Here is a 15,953-nt window from a genome sequence, read left to right on the forward strand (position 1 = left end):
ATCACGACAAAAGTAGCAATCAATTTAGAAAGTTACAATTAGGTCTAGTATCGTATTTATCTATCAGGTCTGGCCCCGCCAGCCGAAGCTGCAAGCGCAGGCTGGTGTATCCGAGAGGATTCGAACCTCTGGCCTCAACCTCCGCAGGGTTGCGCTCTATCCAGCTGAGCTACGGATACATATAAAACATGCCTAGCATACTGGAATTTATCGGAGAGTCAACATATTAAAAAGTGATGAATAATTAGAAATCTTTAATCTTTTTTTGCTAGGTAATCATCCTAAATCTCTTTACCCTATAGTCTAGGTAAAGATCTTGTATGTATGACATTTGCATCATAGGTAGCGGTATTGCAGGGAAATATATTGCTTGGCATTTGCGTCACAAAAGTATTCTTTGGGTTAGTGGCCAAAACCCTCAATACCAATCAAAAGGTGAATATAAAGTTGAACAATATCTTGGACCAAAAGATACATGGCAAGCCTATGCAAGTGGTCTAATATCTTTTCTAAGTACAAAAGATCTCAAGTCGTTTCCATTTCATAAAGATCAGTATCAACTTTATCAAACAGAATTATTACGCGAACTTAAGCTAGTTAATTTTGCTTCGTTTTATTCAAGCGCTAGATATAAGGGGTTTACCAATACTTTAGAAAGCATTTTCCCTGAAAGTCAGATGCACTACTTCTGGGGAAGGCAGCCTGAGAACGTTGATACTGCTTTTCAGTATCGGGAAGATTTCGAAAAGTATAAAAAGGATCATCAACTACTTTGGCCCTTTAGCCACGATGCCTCTGAGTACTTACATGCCCAATACTTTGTGGTAAGCAATGACAAAATATCTGAACTAGTTGGTACTGATAAACATGGCAAAAAGATAAGCATCAAAGCAAAGCACTTTATTATTGCCTGTCATGTCCCGGGCAGTATTGCACTTTTGCTGAGAACGTATGCCTTCAACCGCATTAGGCCACACGATGCCTTGGGTAGATACTTTTCTGATCATGCCCAAACATCATTGGGGATACTTTTACCTAAAACAGTAGTTCCTCGCACAACCATACCCGCATTTTGCTATCAAGATAGGCAATATCAAGGAATTCCGTTCAGACTTGAGTTTCACGTTGCTCCGCCAATCGAGAGTTTAATTGAACGAACACGAATCCGACTAAAAATACTTTCAGGACAAGAATTTACCGACCATTTTATGCGACTGGTAGTGGTTTACAATCTCCCTCCATTACTAGGCTCATGTCTAAAAGTTAGGGGCAGAGATTATAGGCAAATTAATCCTAGTCCGATATTTTTGAGCACCTTTCGTAGGCAGAGAAAAGTGATTATGTCCTACATTCGTACGCAATTTTTGACTGATAATCGCCTAGTTCTTTTGAATCGTCATTTCCCTTTTTACTTCGCTGGACACCTGACTGGAGGAGTCACTTTTCCAGAAATGGTTAATGAAAACTTGCAACTGCATAATTGGCCCAATATATCTATCGCGTCCACCGCTGTATTTCCTAGCAATGGCCTTTTCAATCCCACGTTTACTTTATTGGCATGTGCTAAGCATATTCTTGCGTCATTAAGGGGCAGTATATGAAAAGAATACTTGTTATTCCAACTGCCGGCTTAGCCACGCGCTTAAGTCCTTTGAATACCTATTATCCCAAAGGTCTTATCCCCTTGGGAGATGAACCACTTATTGCCAAAATATTAGCTTTGTATAGGCGGACAAAGTGGTACCGGATTGTGATCATTATTCCTCCTCATACTAGAGCTCGTTTCACCAGCTTAATACAATCTTTTTCCAGCTGTTTCCCTATTGTTTTGGTAGAGCAAGAAACTCCTAATGGTTTATTAGATGCGATAAAAAAAGCTAGCAGTGAGCTTAATGATGCCGATCAGATAGGTATTCACTTAGCAGATACTCTTCTACAGAAAGTGTTTGTAGAAAAAGACTTTGCCAATAGTTTTGTCCTGACTGGAATAGTAAATAGTACTCAAGACTGGTGCATGGCCGAAATATCTCAGGATCGAGTGCTACGTGCTCTATACGATAAGCCTGCACACAGTCAATTGCAGGAGGCGATAGCTGGCGTATACTTTTTCTCTGATGCCCAACTTTTTCTTGGTGCTTTGGCAGCTGTACCTAAAGCGCTAGATATCAGTGCAGTAATTGGCAAGTATATACAAAGTACTAGCATATATGCTCAGCTTCGTAGTGACTGGCAAGATGCTGGCCAAATTCAACATTTGCACAGTGTTGAAGAAGCTTTTTGTACCCAAAAAAAAGTAAAGGTGTTTCGGGCTGGGCAATCAGTTATCAAATGCTCTCATAGTAAAAGTTTTGCTGCAGAACAGTACTTTTATCGCCATACCCGAAGTCCTCAATCTTTTCCTCGACTAATTGGAGCGACAAGACACAAATTAGAAACTGCCTATTGTCCACTCAGATCTCTGGCTTATTACGGCCTTTATGAGCCTATGAATGTGCTGGCAATACAGCATATCAATGCTGGTTTATGGCATCACATGGCTGAGTCCTTTTATACTGGAAAAGTCTATTGTTCTGACGCTCAAGCACAAACTAATTGGATGTATGGTGAGAGAGTGGTCTTGTTAGTAGAAGAAACCATGCCTGAATGGGCTACTATTGATGATGTTAAGCTGAACAATCACAAGATTTATGGTTGGCCTCTGTTACGTACAGCTATTTTGAAAAGAGCAATTCATTTAGCCAAGACAGCGCGTATGGCTCATATCCACGGTGATTTTCACTTGGCCAATATTCTTTATGATCCTGTGAGTCACTTCTTCTTACTAGTTGATCCTCGTGGTATGTGGGGAGATCAATATTCTATCTATGGTGATATCCGTTATGACATTGCCAAGTTCCTCCACTCTTTCCATGGTGGATATGAATATATTAAGCGAGGCCTTTCCTTGTTCCAAAAAGTAGCTACGCAAGAATATGTACTTTCCTATCCTTCCGATCCATGGAATTGCGTGCTCCTTATTGATCAACTTATTAAAAAGTACCAAATATCTCTTGATGACGTTCTCTGGATAGAAGGATTGTGTTTCTTGAGCATGTGTCGATGCTATACAAATAAATCTTTACGTGCGCAATTTTTCTTACAGGGCCTTTATTTACTTAATCAACAATTATGACAAAACATTTGTACTTATTTCGTCACGGTGAGACTGTGGCCAATCTCGAGCAAAGATTGATGGGGGGTAGGGGAGATGCACCTCTTACTGCCAAAGGTATAGCCCAGGCTCAAGCCTTAGCAAGAAAAGTCCAAGGTATTCCCTTGGAAGTTCTATATATCAGCAGTAATAGTCGCGCTCAAGAAACTGCTCAGATTTTGAATATCGATAAATCAATCCCTCAGATTGTTACTGAAACTATTAAAGAACAAGACTTTGGGGCAATGTCAGGTTATTTAATCTCTCAAGTACCAGTACATATAGATGAAGCGTACCGAAAGGATCCGTACTACTTTCATCACAATGATGGTGAGAGTTTAGATGATGTCAAAAAAAGGGTTGGTGCTTTTATACAAAAAGTTATGCGTGGTAACCAGTATCAGCATATTGGCTTAGTTACTCATGAGAATGTTATTCGAGCAGCAATTGCTTATATGAAAGGGATTGATCGGGAAGTGGTTGCCTTGAAAGTTCCTTACTGTTCCCTAACCCATTACTTTTTAGATCATAAGCATAAGTACCATGCCCTTGCCATCGCTGAGTGCTATTAGCACCGCTTTTCCAGCGGTCAAAGTAACCGGTAAAGCAAATACTTTTCAAAATACAGTATTGCAAGGATGCAAAGATCAGGCACCCGTATATGTTAAATCATATGCCTCTTTAGAAAACTACCGAACAGAAAGGGCTGTTCTGAAAGCTTTTAACCATCTTCCTCCAGGTCAATTTCGCGTGCCCAAGATTTTAGTTGATGCCGAAGCTATAACCACTCTTTTGCTAGATAAAGTGCCAGGAGAGCATATCGAAATAGCTAATGATGAACAAAGATTAGTAGAATTGGCAGTTGTGCTCCGGTCGCTACATCAAGAAAGAAGTATAAGAACTTTGCAACGTGTCGATTTGCATACTAGGCTAGCCCTGTTTGCAAAAAATATCGTTTTTACTGACACTTTGTCTTCAGGTGAAAAATGTATTGCAGCCAAAGCAGCTGAGGAAGTTAAAGATTGTTGGAATAGTGTTCACTACCGATCAGATCAGCTGGTCCATGGCGATATGCATTTGGGAAACTTGTTATATCATCCTTACTTGCCTCAGCCATATGCGGTGATTGATTTTGAGCGTGCTTACCGAGGAGATGGAATATTTGATCTAGCAAAGTTAACATGGCGAGCCTTAAAGGGTAACGCTTACGCCAGCGGTAAACTTTTAGAATGTTATTTTGCTCGACAAGTAACAGTTGATGAGCAGCGCAAACTTATTGCTGCTATTGTCTATGAATGTCTCGGTTCAATCTCGTACTTTGCTTATCGTGGGCATCAAGAAGGTTATCCCTACAAAGATGCAGCATTTAACTACTTGGAACAATGGATGCTTTGATATTACTACCAGCCTATCTCTATCGACTAGCTGTTTTGGGGATTTCGTTATATGTCGCTTTGCACAAAGTGAAAAAGATTCCTCACTGTCGCTCTGCTCGACGAAACTCATATGTATTTGTCTTCCCGGTATATAATGAACAGATAATAATTCGAGAAACTATCAGCTATTATGAACAATTCTTAGCTCATTATGCAAATATATCATTACTATTTGTAGCTACTGACAAAGAAACTCAGAGACCTACCACCGCAGAAATAATTGGCCACTACTGTCAGGGCTCAAAGTATGCAGAACGAATGAAGATTATTCATTCCCATAATCTTAAAGGTACCAAAGCAACTCAACTTAATGTGGCCTTAGATTATATAAGGGCGCAAAGTCATGGTAGCTTGCCTATTTTGGTCTGTTTTGATTGCGATGCCCGTATTGCACTTGAAGATTGGCCTAAGGCCCTTGCCTATATCCAAAACCACGAAAAGGCTCTGCTTTTTTCTTTTTTACCCAAACCACAATCATCACGATCTTTCTTGGTTCAATCACTGATGCTTCACCATCAAGAGCGCATGTTAGTTTTTGAATATGCAGCAGCCCTTAGCGATACCATCTTTTGGCACTATCCGATGGGAGCAACAATGCTTGTAAAACCACAATTGTGGCAGAAGATTGATCAGTTTCCTGAACCAATAGATGATATTCCATTGCGGTACCAATTATATTTGAATGGCTTACACTACTCTTCTTTACCCTTTTTTACCTTAGTTCAGGCGCCACCAAATATGACTAATGCTTTCCAGCAAATCATTCCTATATTTAAAGGAGTTTTCTCCTACTTTGCTTTGGCTAAGAAGTCTCAGCTCAGACTCACACTTGCCCACATATGCTATGGCTTAGGTTGGTATGGTATTTATTTAGCTGAATTTTATAGCATTCTCATATTACCCATCGCTCTAGCAAGAAATAGCTGGTCATTACCAGTTATTTTCCTAATTCAAGTGATTATTAACTTAGTTCTGGCGCAACAACTGTCGCTATTGAATGCTTTTAAACATATTTTGGGATATGGATTAAGACTAGCCCAATTCCTCTTTTTCTTGATCAAAGTTTTATTATTTCCCATCAATTTAGAAAAATATAAAACTGAAAGAGTAAATAGTATTTCTAAGTGAAGAATAAAAGCGTATAATTAAATGATTATCAAACACAAAATGAATTCTTCCTTAGATGGGGCTATCCGTATAGAACGTGATCTCGAGAGGCTTGATGCCAGACGGTTTGTACTCGCTACTCTTAATCCCCATGACCGAGAAGTAATGGTCGTTAAGCAGGATACACGTTTAAGTCTAGCGTCTGCTCTATCTTCGTTCCCTGTGGCTGCCGAACGGGTAGCTGTTACTGCTATGCATTCTGCGGCTAAGATTGAACGGATTTTAATGATGAATGACATCATGATTGTTGCCCTACCCTTTCATAGTACTATTGAAATTCGACGTAATCGGGATCGCTCTTATGAGGTCAATTCTCTTAATCCTGAAAGAGAGTTGAAATTTAGAGTTGATGCCGAAGGTAACGTAAAGGGATCAGTATCTACTTCACTTGAAGCCGATTCTGGCCAAGGAAACGCACTTCAAGAATCATCAGCCACACTAAGATTGAACGAAATATTGGATGCTATTGGCAGTGCTCGATTTGCTCAGTCAGCATTACAAAATTAGACTATTGGTGCAGAACATTAGCCATCAAAAAAGCTACTGTTAAAGGGCCAATACCACCAGGTACTGGAGTGATAAAGCTTGCTTTTTCACTTACTTCAGTGAAACTTATATCTCCTACAATTTTGTCAGCTTGACGATTGATACCCACATCAATTGCAATGACACTGTCTTTTACCATATCACCATTGATCAAACCTGCTTTACCGACTGCAGCTATGAGAATATCTGCAGATTGGGTAATAAAGGGCAAGTCTTGAGTATAAGAATGAGCAATCGTCACGGTGCAATTCTCTGCCAAAAGTAAATCAATCAAGGGCCGTCCCACCAATTTTGATCTGCCAATAATAACAGCATGTTTACCTGTAAGTAGTTGTTTTGTGCTCTTCAACGCATACATTACGCCTCGTGCTGTTGCGGGTATAAAAGGAGAAGCCCTTTTTAAACCATCAACATCCTTTTCAATGGGGATGCAATCCAGAAACTCTTCTACTGGTAGCCTTTCTGGTAAAGGCATTTGAACAATCACTCCAGCCAGCTTCTCTTGGTTACCAAAGTGTAGCACTTTTTCTTTCAGTTCCTCGATATCTTTCCATTCGCGGATATGCAGTAATTCAAATGGAATTGAAAGTTCTTGCGCAAGTTTCTCTTTTTGTTTGATATAAATTAATGAAGCAGGATTTTCACCAATTAAAACAACGCCCAGCCCTCCATGGGGAGAGGCTGAGCGTAATTGATCTTTCAATTCCTGGGCTAGTTTTTTACCATCAATGATCTGAGCTGACATTGACTATAAAATAGAAATATTTTTGAGCCAAGCTATATAACGAGCAACAGCTTGTGCCATAAAACGTCTTTGCACGGAATCATTTTGGGGGAAAGAATTGCCACTGCCTAGGTTGACCAAATTCATTCGGGCACTAAACTCAGCATATTGTCTAAATCCCTCATCATTGATACCAGTTAGGGTATGTGCCAAAACTGTAGTAGGGGTGCCGTGATCAAAATAAACACCAGAGCCGATGAGGATCTTCACCATTTCACCATAACTAACTGGTCTATTAGGATAGAATCTATCTCCAATACCTTGCACAATACCTAATGCCTTAGCTTTGCCAATTACTAAGGACATTGCTGAATCATCTTGAGGTACATCAGTGAAGAAGCGATTTGGTGCTGGACTACTAACATAATTGATACAGTTTGCTCCTAATGCCATTTTGGTTAACTCAAAACGAGTAAGTGTGTTGTTCATACCAAACAATCCATTGCCATAGCCTTGTGAAAGACGTAATTCGGGATTAGCAGTAAAAACTGTGGTATTGAGAAATTGCACATAAGGGGCTTGAATTTCAGTAGAATTAACATCGCTGAAGCTCATTGCAGTTGCACCATTAAGTCTCAAGCAAGTCAGCGGATCTGTGCTAGGATGAGAAAATGGCAGCGTGCTAGGAGCTACTGTAGGAAGAGCGGTAACTGTTGGGGTTGAAGAAGGGGATGCTGTTACTGTTGGTGTTGAAGTTAAAGAAGGGGAAGACGTCACTGTTGGGAAAAGAGTGGGGAGGAAGGGGATGCTTGGAGTAATGAAAGTAGGAAGAACAAAAGGTCTAGTAATAGTCACATTTTCATCATTTTCAGAATTTTGATCTGCAGCCGTAGTTACTGGATTGGTAAATTCACCAACTCTATCTCCGCTTGGAGTAAATTCACCTGACACCCAGACAGAATTATTATAGGTTCCAGCAGGCACTATTCTCTCTCCAGAAGAATTGTTGCTACCATCAATGATGACGCGATATTCAAATGACGTTGTATCTCCCCTGGCTAAGGTACCTGAAAGCGTAAATGTAACTATTCGTGTTCCACTCACTGAAGCAGTGGCACCACTAACCATGGAATCAAAGCTGAAGCCAACGGGTAATGTATCTTTTACGGTGACATTTGATAAATCATAGCCTCCCATATTGGAAATACTGATGCGGTACTTAGCAGATCCAGAAGATACACCTGACATCGAAACAGAAGGAGTAAGTGTTGTCTTCTCTACACTCAGTGAAGTCGATGGTTCACTCATAGAAGGAGGAAATCCACCACCTAAAGTAGCTCGGTCGATCTTAAAATGAAATATATAGTCAGCTGGATGTAAACCGCTAGCAAGACTCATAATTTGTTCAGATCTTACGGTAACGGTGTAGGAACGTCCTACTCTTAAGCCGCCGGTTTCTATATAAAGCATATTATCTGTGATAGTAACGCTAGCAGGTATTACTACTAAACCATCAGTATCATTATAAACGTTCACTGCAGCAGCTGGCGTGCTGGCAGCTTTCATCTTCTCATTAAACATCACACTAATAACTGGTACCACTTCTGACGGAGTATGGAGAAAATCCATTACGATACGTTCATTGTCAGTGGGACTAGAAGCGATAACGGATGGTGTCAATAATGCGCCAAAATCTGGTATTAATGTGGGAATTAATATCATGGCACTTGTTGGCGTGGCGCTTACCAAGAATAAGGCGATTGCTGCTATTGCTGAACTCCACTTGCGAGATTGTTTCATACCATGAACTTTAATAGTAAGTTGGCGCCATTGTAGCACAATGATCTGCCGTTGCTATATCAACTACGCCATCTTACCTTGATTGTTACATTTTTCGTGTCTTATGGAAAAAGTTGCTGTCCAGTTTCTGCATCATAGACAATAATGGCTTGGGTAGGACAACTTCTGGCTGACATCAGTATCGTTTCATCATCACTTGTGTATAAATTACTTTTGGGATCAGCGTCGAGAAGTATCGCTATCTGCTCTTCATCCAGGGCGAATACATCAGGTGCTATTGCTACGCAATTGGCGACGCTAATACATTTATTGCGGACAATCTCAATAATATACTTTCCGACGCGGCGTTTAATTAAAGGATTGGCGTTATTTTGCCCTGCTGGTGTTTGGGATTGATTTTGTGACATAGAAAATAAGCTCAAATAGCGTCAGCATTCTAAGCAAAAACATTTTTTTATGCCACCCTAACCCTGCACACTAGGGTTCTCATTGCTAGCTATTGGCTCTAGATGCATACTACTCTCATTTTCTATCGCTGGGGTAGAAGGGGGGATGGCCATTTCAACTTGGGGTTTTCTTTCAGGAACATGACTGTTCATGACATTATAGATATCTCCCGAATCATGATTATTAACATTAAGTGTGACTACTTGGTAAGAGACTCCAATACCATTCTGATCCAATGTTTCTTTGATCCGTCTTTTTATTTCGGTATTTAGTTTTATCCAATTCGCTTGACTTCTATCTACCCAGAAGTGAGCTTGCAGATCAATATTGCTATTACCAAAACCTTTAATAGTCACATTTGGGGATGGTTCCTGCATGATTTTGGGATGACTCTTCATCAATTGCAGAATCAGCTCACTTACTGTCTGTAAATTAGCATCATAGGAAACACTGAAATCAACATTCACTCTTCTTTCAGGGAAAGAGGAATAGTTGATTACGGCACCAGAAATCATATTGGAATTGGGGATAATTACTCTTTGACCGTCAAAAACACGTAAAAAAGTAGCACGAGCTTCAATCTCCTCTACTTTGCCTACATATTCGCCGGCTTTAATTGTGTCACCAACACTAAACGGTTTTTGGACAAGAATTAATACCCCAGAGAAATAGTTTTCCAAAATGTCTTTCATGGCAAAACCCAAACCGAAACCCATTGCTGCCACAATGAAGCTGATATCAATCTCCAGTATTTTTAGAGCAACTGTAAGTCCTAATACAATAGTGCCTATGTAAGCTGTTTTCCCCACTATATTCATAGCCCCCTCATTGCTTCCAGATTTGAGAACTGAACGTTGTGCCCATGCTTTCACGATTTTTGCTAACAAAAAAGCAGCAAAGAAAACTAAGATTGCCAAAAATAGTGCTGGTATTTTATTCACTACCGCACTCACGAAGCTTATTACATTATCTGAAGTTTGACTTTGAACATCAGAGACTGTGGAAGTTGCCATATTATTTTTGTTTCAGTTACATCATACCACATTCACTTTCAATGTCGCAAAACGGAGGTTTCATTATTTTGTTGCTACAATTTGTATTCGGTTATTTTGATCTTCATGGCGAAACTCATTATTTGTTTTCATTTGTTCGTTTTGGGAATGTTGTATGGCTTATATCCTATATCCAACCAAACCAGAATATACTTTCTAGACGTTGCTCAGGGAGACGCTACCCTTATTGTAACATCTCGAGGGCACACAATTCTTATTGATGCTGGGCCTCAACAGAATATCTTGGCACCTTTGGCTAAATACTTACCTCCTTTTCAGTCTACTTTAGATCTAATCATTTTTACCCATCCTCATGCTGATCACATCGACGGGGTATTAGCTTTAACTAAACATTATCGTATCGGAGCTTTTATGCTCACCGATGTCGATTATAAAAGCATTAATTATGAAAAAGTAAAAAACATCGCTGTTACCAAGAACATCCTATTGATTAGGGCACAGGCAGATGAAGATTTGGTTATAGATGATATAACAATTAATATTCTTTTCCCTTTTGCTTCTTTGGCTAAACTGGCATTTGCTAATATTAATAATGCTTCCATTGTGCTCCAGGTTGAGCAAGGAGAAAGTAAGTGTTTATTCAGTGGTGATATGGAAAAAGAGTTAGAAGGGTTATTAGGCAATTATTATGGTAAAAGTTTGCAATCAAATTGTTTAAAAGTGGGGCATCATGGTAGTAAAACTAGCTCTACCTATCCTTTTTTACAGTTAGTTAATGCGCAAGAAATGTTTATTAGTGTCGGCAGAAATAATCGTTACGGCCATCCAAATAGGGCTACTTTATACCGCTTATGTGGTTTCGGAGCAGTTTATCGCAGCGATGAAGTTGGTACGATGGGAAAATTTTTGTTACAATAATATGAATTACTAAATTTATGAGTTGGCTTTACTTAGCAGCTACGACATTGACGCCGAACCAAGGTGACTATATCTTGGATGACCCCAACCTTGGTGATGTCGCCACTCTGGTCCACTATGCGATCGATTTCCTTTTGGGGTTAGCTGGTGGTGTAGCCATTCTCTTTGTCTTTATTGGGGCTAGTCAATACATCTGGGGCTGGGATGTTGAAACCAAACAGAAAGGAAAGACAAAGATATTTGGGGCCGTTGCTGGCATCATAGTTGTCACTTTATCGTTCCTTGTTGTGCGTGTAGTTACCGGAGAATTACCTCGCTTAGCTCGTTAATTTATGTATAAATTTCTTTTCCAGCTGATTCCTCAAGTATATGCAATTCCACTGCCTTCTGATATCAGTGGCGTGCCCCAAATTACCGAAGCCTCTAATTTCTTTTTGTTTATTATTCGTACTTTACAAAGCATCGCAGGTTCAGTGGCTATCCTTTATATAGTAATTGCTGGTTACTTTTATATCACTGCCCGTGGTGATGATGGCACCATAAAGAAAGCTAAGGACAGCCTGACCTTTGCTGTAGTTGGTTTAATGGTTATTGCCTTGGGTGAAAGCATTGGTGCTGTCTTTGATCCTGCTCGAGGGATTAATATTGGTGGCGCTAATCTAATTATTATTAGTATCACTAACTTTCTTTTAGCTTTGATCGGAAGTGTGGCAGTAATATATCTCGTATATGGTGGATATATGTATATGACAGCTCGTGGCGATTCTGGCCAGGTGAGTAAAGCAACAAAAGCGATTTGGAGTTCAATTATTGGTATATTGGTAGCGATATTTGCCTATACCATTGTGTCTGTTGCGGTTACTGGTGGAGAAAGCACAGAATCACCGCAAACAGGCGCTGGTATCAATGTCGGTGTGGGTGTGGGAATAGGTTTGTAAAAAATCTTTAAAATTCAACACAATCTTTAATTAATCTCTCTATGTTGCGCAAAGTACTAGCATCCATTCTGCTTCTGATAACTATGAGCTTCACTTTGATTTTGCCTTTTAATGCCGAACAGGTTCATGCTGATTCTATTAGTGATGTAGTTGGCGGTATTGGTGGTGGCTTGGCTGGCGCGGCTGCAGGTGGTGCCCTGGGTGCTGGTGTTGGAGGATTGATTGGTAGAGCTGCTGGTAACCAACGCCTTGGATCTCTGATCGGGGCTGGTGTCGGTGCTCTTGCTGGTGGTATCGCCGGTGCGGCTGCGGGCGCATCGGGGCGACTTGGTGGTGGTGTGCCGGGGCTTAATTTAGGTCAGTTTAGTAATTATGGTATTCATGTCCCTCAAGGAACAGTATTGCAAGCTAATAATCCTCAGTTAGAACCGTTAATAGTGCAAATTATTAACTTCTTTTTAGGTTTTGTTGGTTTGATTGCGTTTTTGATGCTCGTTTATGGTGGTTTTCGTTACCTTGCATCAGCGGGAGATCCAGAAATGACAAAAAAGGGTAAACAAACTATTATGTACGCGGTAATCGGTGTGGTAGTAATTGCTCTTTCTTATGCAGCTACCAACACCTTGATTGCTGGTATTGGGCCACAAGTAAGTGAAGGATTTGTCGGTATTGGTAGAGAACGTGGCTTCCCAGGTTTTCCTGGAGGAGCTGTCAATCTAGGCTTTGCCGTTGGGTTTCGTCTCTAATCTTCTTTCATGCAGCAATTGCTGACAAAAATAATAATAACGATACTTGCTTTTGCCCCAGCAGTAGCGCTTGCTGCCAGCGATCCTGTGGCAGTGCCACAATTACTGCCGCCTGGTAGTCAAATTAGTGGAACCAATACGCAGTTACCCCAGACAACCACAAACCCGGGACCAAATACCCAATCATTGCTTAGTGAGCAGCTCACCTATGTGCGCAGTAACATGGATGCTCAAGCACAATGGTTTTTGAGTACTAGTGCTTATTTGCTTCAAGTGGCTGATTATATTCTCAAGGTGGAACCAGAAAAGACTGATGTGGCTCAAGTAATTTCTACTTATGGAGCGGCCTTGAAAAAGTTGGGGGATGATATGAATGCGCGACAACAGGTAATTCCACTGGAGCACGCCATGATTGTTAGCGGCTTTGGCATCCATTTGTTAGCTGAATCTTTAGTTCTGGCAGCAAGCACTTTGCATGATGTTAATCAAGGTACTGGCCAGTTTTTCTTTCCTAGTATGTCTCTTATTGGTCAGAGTTTACAAAGTATTGGCGACAATATTATTGCCATTGGCTCAGTGGCCTTGTCTACTAATGGCAATATCAATGTTGCCGAATATCAAACTCAAATGGAGGCAGCAGTATTTTTATATCAATCATTACAAGGATTGTTTACCAATCGCGAAGGTTCGGGAACTATTAAAGCAGATCTCAAAAGCAATCAGGCTGCCAAAGCAACAAATTCTACTTACCAAGTAATTAATTTTGATGCCTCTGGTTCTTCTGATGCCTTAGGTACTATTCCGGCTGCTAATCACTTTTGGGATTTCGGTGACGGAACTTTTGCCTTTGGTCCATTTGTTTCTCACACATATACCAAAGCGGCAACCTACTTAGTGAAATTAATGGTGAAAGGACCATCAGGCTTTTCTGCTGTCACCAGTGAAGTGAAGGTGGTACCAGTAATTCCCGTAGCAGTAATTATTTCTGATAAAGACTCTTTGTTGGGGCCGGTACCAGAAGAATTAGTTTTGACTGCCAATGAGCCTCTTACCTTGTCGGGCATATCATCATATGATCCATCACCAGGAGCTAAGTTGAAGCTTGTTTGGGATTTTGGTGACGGTAAGCAGGATAGCGGAGTGGATAATGGAGTGATTACTCATAGTTATGCTGTTCCTGGTTCATATGATTTAGCTCTTCGCGCTGAAAATGGTCAATTAACAGGAGTAACTAAAAGAAAAATTCGTGTTATCGCTTCTCCTCCAGACATTCGATTGCAAGTGCGATCAGTAACCCAAACGAGCTGGTCACATGCTAAGAAAAAGTTTTTTACCCAAAATATATTTGGACCAACCGTACTTGATTTTACTGCTCAAGAGAGCAGTGGTGCTCTGGTGCCTGGTTTTAATGCACGTACGCAACTTTTATCAGCAGAGTGGGATTTTGGCGATGGTAGCCCGGTGGTGATCCAAAATCAAAATCAGCTCAATGCTAAAGAAAAAGTGAGTCATTCCTATGAGAAACCCGGTATTTATACTGTGAGCTTAAAGATCACCGATGAGGCTAGAAATGTTGGTCAGGTGCTTAAAACTATTATTCTTAATGACAGCTCTACTCCTACAGCCGATTTTGATTTTTTTGCAGACAAAGAGTTAACCACTGCCGCTCAAGTTCGTTTTGATGCGGCCTCTTCGGCGGCTCCTCAAGGATCCATTGTAAAATATGAGTGGCGTATTGTATCGGCAGCCAATGAACTAGTATTTACCAGTCAAGAAAAGAGTTTTGTGTATAGCTTTCCGAAACCTGGTAAGTATCAAGTTTCACTTCAGGTGAATACTAATCTAGGTGGTGTCAGTGGTAGAGTAGCTGAAGATTTCTTTATCGCATCAAGTCCACCACAAGCAACTTTTGATTTTTCTTATGATCCTTATATTCCTAATTCTGTTCTCTTCAATGCCCAAGGTTCATCTGATCCAGACAAAAACGATATCCTATCATTTAGTTGGGATTTCGATAATGATGGCATATTCGAAATTACTGGGAGTAGAAGTCCTGAAATAAAACGGACATTAGATAAAGTCGGATTGAGTACCGTAAAGTTACAAGTCAGTGACAGTGCTGGTCTTACCAGTGAAGCCAAAAAAGATGTTGCGATTGGTTCTTTACTAGTCTCCACTATCCAAATCAAAGAAGGTTCTCGCGCTATTGGTAAGGCGCCTTTGGCCGTTACTTTTGTCGGCGGTGGTTTCCGCAGTTTAGCAACTAGACCAGACACCAATAGTATTACGCAATTTATTTGGGATTTTGGTGATGGTTCTCCAATAGAAACCAGTAATCAAATTGTTCAGGGTGTTGAAGAAAAGACCCATACATATAATAGACCAGGACGTTATGTTACTACTTTAAAGGTAAAAAACCGTGAAGGTGAAGAGGCTATTTCTGCTTATCCAGTACATATTGGCGATGGTGCAACGCCAATTGCTAGCGTGTTTTACACACCTAGCTTCCCATTGACCGGGAATGTTAGTACCTTATTTACTTTTGATGCTAGCCAATCAGTCAATGCTGCGGGACTGTCTAATAATCTAGAATATTCTTGGGATTTTGGCGATGAATCTCCTTTGACTACTGGTACTCGCGTGACTCATCAATACACTAAAAATGGTACATATAATGTTACTCTTACTATTACTGATACGGAAGCAAGTAAAATTAGTCGGATTCAAGTACCCGCGGTGGTAAAAGGAATTCCAGCTCAAGCTCGTTTTGTAGCGAGTCCACTTTCTGGTCCTGCGCCACTTACGGTGCAATTTGATGCCAGTAGCTCTACAGATCCAGATAGTACTATTGTTGAATATCTTTTTGAGTTTGGTGATGATCAAACAACCGTGTCATCACAAGCTAAGGCTGCGCATATTTACAAAAAAGCGGGAACATATAAAGTGAAGCTGAAAACTCAATCACGTGACGGTGAAGAGAGCATTAGTGCTGAGCAAACCGTGACAGTGACCCAATAACATTTCTATA

At 40.5% G+C, this 15,953-nt stretch carries 15 protein-coding genes and 1 tRNA gene; 11 read left to right on the top strand and 5 right to left on the bottom strand.

The genetic code is table 11. The annotated features are described in order from the left end of the window. Nucleotides 1-102: 102 nt before the first annotated feature. Nucleotides 103-179, bottom strand: a tRNA-Arg gene (locus HY817_00925). Between the two features lie 141 nt (nucleotides 180-320). On the opposite strand from HY817_00925, the gene HY817_00930 reads away from it, so the two are divergent. The 6 genes from HY817_00930 to HY817_00955 are packed head-to-tail and all read left to right on the top strand — an operon-like array spanning nucleotide 321 to nucleotide 6,300. Next, on the top strand, nucleotides 321-1,601 hold the full coding sequence (locus HY817_00930) for a hypothetical protein (protein ID MBI4835803.1): 1,281 nt from the start codon (nucleotides 321-323) through the stop codon (nucleotides 1,599-1,601). Beyond that, a complete protein-coding gene (locus tag HY817_00935; protein MBI4835804.1) occupies nucleotides 1,598-3,172 on the top strand; it encodes an NTP transferase domain-containing protein in 1,575 nt (524 codons plus the stop codon). The genes HY817_00930 and HY817_00935 overlap by 4 nt, the downstream gene beginning before the upstream one ends. Then, nucleotides 3,169-3,762, top strand: a complete 594-nt coding sequence (locus HY817_00940; protein ID MBI4835805.1) for a histidine phosphatase family protein — start codon at nucleotides 3,169-3,171, stop codon at nucleotides 3,760-3,762. The genes HY817_00935 and HY817_00940 overlap by 4 nt, the downstream gene beginning before the upstream one ends. Next, nucleotides 3,734-4,585 (top strand): aminoglycoside phosphotransferase family protein, encoded by an 852-nt coding sequence (locus tag HY817_00945; GenBank protein ID MBI4835806.1) that lies wholly within the window; start codon nucleotides 3,734-3,736, stop codon nucleotides 4,583-4,585. The genes HY817_00940 and HY817_00945 overlap by 29 nt, the downstream gene beginning before the upstream one ends. Further along, nucleotides 4,573-5,754: a glycosyltransferase gene (locus tag HY817_00950; protein MBI4835807.1), complete on the top strand. Its 1,182-nt coding sequence runs from the start codon at nucleotides 4,573-4,575 to the stop codon at nucleotides 5,752-5,754. Before HY817_00945 ends, HY817_00950 begins: the two co-directional genes overlap by 13 nt. 39 nt (nucleotides 5,755-5,793) lie before the next feature. Beyond that, the gene (locus tag HY817_00955) at nucleotides 5,794-6,300 is read left to right on the top strand and encodes a hypothetical protein (GenBank protein ID MBI4835808.1); all 507 of its coding nucleotides are present in this window, start codon (nucleotides 5,794-5,796) and stop codon (nucleotides 6,298-6,300) included. Nucleotide 6,301: 1 nt separating this feature from the next. Here the strand turns inward: HY817_00955 and HY817_00960 are convergent, their stop codons facing one another. The 4 genes from HY817_00960 to HY817_00975 all read right to left on the bottom strand — a co-directional run bounded on the left by HY817_00960 (nucleotide 6,302) and on the right by HY817_00975 (nucleotide 10,323). Next, nucleotides 6,302-7,084, bottom strand: coding sequence for a bifunctional 5,10-methylenetetrahydrofolate dehydrogenase/5,10-methenyltetrahydrofolate cyclohydrolase (locus HY817_00960; protein ID MBI4835809.1), 783 nt, complete (start codon nucleotides 7,082-7,084; stop codon nucleotides 6,302-6,304). A 3-nt stretch (nucleotides 7,085-7,087) separates the two neighbouring features. After that, nucleotides 7,088-8,863 (bottom strand): S-layer homology domain-containing protein, encoded by a 1,776-nt coding sequence (locus HY817_00965; GenBank protein MBI4835810.1) that lies wholly within the window; start codon nucleotides 8,861-8,863, stop codon nucleotides 7,088-7,090. 101 nt (nucleotides 8,864-8,964) lie between these two features. Beyond that, entirely contained in the window at nucleotides 8,965-9,270 is a 306-nt protein-coding gene (locus tag HY817_00970) for a ferredoxin (GenBank protein MBI4835811.1), read from the bottom strand. A 57-nt stretch (nucleotides 9,271-9,327) separates the two neighbouring features. After that, the gene (locus HY817_00975) at nucleotides 9,328-10,323 is read right to left on the bottom strand and encodes a mechanosensitive ion channel (GenBank protein ID MBI4835812.1); all 996 of its coding nucleotides are present in this window, start codon (nucleotides 10,321-10,323) and stop codon (nucleotides 9,328-9,330) included. Nucleotides 10,324-10,428: 105 nt separating this feature from the next. On the opposite strand from HY817_00975, the gene HY817_00980 reads away from it, so the two are divergent. The 5 genes from HY817_00980 (at nucleotide 10,429) to HY817_01000 (ending at nucleotide 15,943) form a co-directional block, all read left to right on the top strand. After that, a complete protein-coding gene (locus HY817_00980) occupies nucleotides 10,429-11,241 on the top strand; it encodes an MBL fold metallo-hydrolase (GenBank protein MBI4835813.1) in 813 nt (270 codons plus the stop codon). Nucleotides 11,242-11,258: 17 nt separating this feature from the next. Continuing rightward, the gene (locus HY817_00985) at nucleotides 11,259-11,570 is read left to right on the top strand and encodes a hypothetical protein (GenBank protein MBI4835814.1); all 312 of its coding nucleotides are present in this window, start codon (nucleotides 11,259-11,261) and stop codon (nucleotides 11,568-11,570) included. A gap of 3 nt (nucleotides 11,571-11,573) precedes the next feature. Beyond that, a complete protein-coding gene (locus HY817_00990) occupies nucleotides 11,574-12,179 on the top strand; it encodes a hypothetical protein (GenBank protein MBI4835815.1) in 606 nt (201 codons plus the stop codon). An 83-nt stretch (nucleotides 12,180-12,262) separates the two neighbouring features. Further along, nucleotides 12,263-12,925: a hypothetical protein gene (locus tag HY817_00995; protein MBI4835816.1), complete on the top strand. Its 663-nt coding sequence runs from the start codon at nucleotides 12,263-12,265 to the stop codon at nucleotides 12,923-12,925. A gap of 9 nt (nucleotides 12,926-12,934) precedes the next feature. Continuing rightward, nucleotides 12,935-15,943 carry a PKD domain-containing protein gene (locus HY817_01000; GenBank protein MBI4835817.1) on the top strand — a complete coding sequence of 1,003 codons (3,009 nt, stop codon included), beginning with the start codon at nucleotides 12,935-12,937 and terminating at the stop codon, nucleotides 15,941-15,943. Nucleotides 15,944-15,953 lie beyond the last annotated feature (10 nt).

The organism is Candidatus Abawacabacteria bacterium (assembly GCA_016207805.1).
GTDB lineage: Bacteria > Patescibacteriota > Gracilibacteria > RBG-16-42-10 > RBG-16-42-10 > JACQZO01.

Coding starts and splice junctions, on each gene's coding strand:
- HY817_00930 (MBI4835803.1), top strand. CDS start 321: ATGTATGACATTTGCATCATAGGTAGCGGTATTGCAGGGAAATATATT.
- HY817_00935 (MBI4835804.1), top strand. CDS start 1,598: ATGAAAAGAATACTTGTTATTCCAACTGCCGGCTTAGCCACGCGCTTA.
- HY817_00940 (MBI4835805.1), top strand. CDS start 3,169: ATGACAAAACATTTGTACTTATTTCGTCACGGTGAGACTGTGGCCAAT.
- HY817_00945 (MBI4835806.1), top strand. CDS start 3,734: ATGCCCTTGCCATCGCTGAGTGCTATTAGCACCGCTTTTCCAGCGGTC.
- HY817_00950 (MBI4835807.1), top strand. CDS start 4,573: ATGGATGCTTTGATATTACTACCAGCCTATCTCTATCGACTAGCTGTT.
- HY817_00955 (MBI4835808.1), top strand. CDS start 5,794: ATGAATTCTTCCTTAGATGGGGCTATCCGTATAGAACGTGATCTCGAG.
- HY817_00960 (MBI4835809.1), bottom strand. CDS start 7,084: ATGTCAGCTCAGATCATTGATGGTAAAAAACTAGCCCAGGAATTGAAA.
- HY817_00965 (MBI4835810.1), bottom strand. CDS start 8,863: ATGAAACAATCTCGCAAGTGGAGTTCAGCAATAGCAGCAATCGCCTTA.
- HY817_00970 (MBI4835811.1), bottom strand. CDS start 9,270: ATGTCACAAAATCAATCCCAAACACCAGCAGGGCAAAATAACGCCAAT.
- HY817_00975 (MBI4835812.1), bottom strand. CDS start 10,323: ATGGCAACTTCCACAGTCTCTGATGTTCAAAGTCAAACTTCAGATAAT.
- HY817_00980 (MBI4835813.1), top strand. CDS start 10,429: ATGGCGAAACTCATTATTTGTTTTCATTTGTTCGTTTTGGGAATGTTG.
- HY817_00985 (MBI4835814.1), top strand. CDS start 11,259: ATGAGTTGGCTTTACTTAGCAGCTACGACATTGACGCCGAACCAAGGT.
- HY817_00990 (MBI4835815.1), top strand. CDS start 11,574: ATGTATAAATTTCTTTTCCAGCTGATTCCTCAAGTATATGCAATTCCA.
- HY817_00995 (MBI4835816.1), top strand. CDS start 12,263: ATGAGCTTCACTTTGATTTTGCCTTTTAATGCCGAACAGGTTCATGCT.
- HY817_01000 (MBI4835817.1), top strand. CDS start 12,935: ATGCAGCAATTGCTGACAAAAATAATAATAACGATACTTGCTTTTGCC.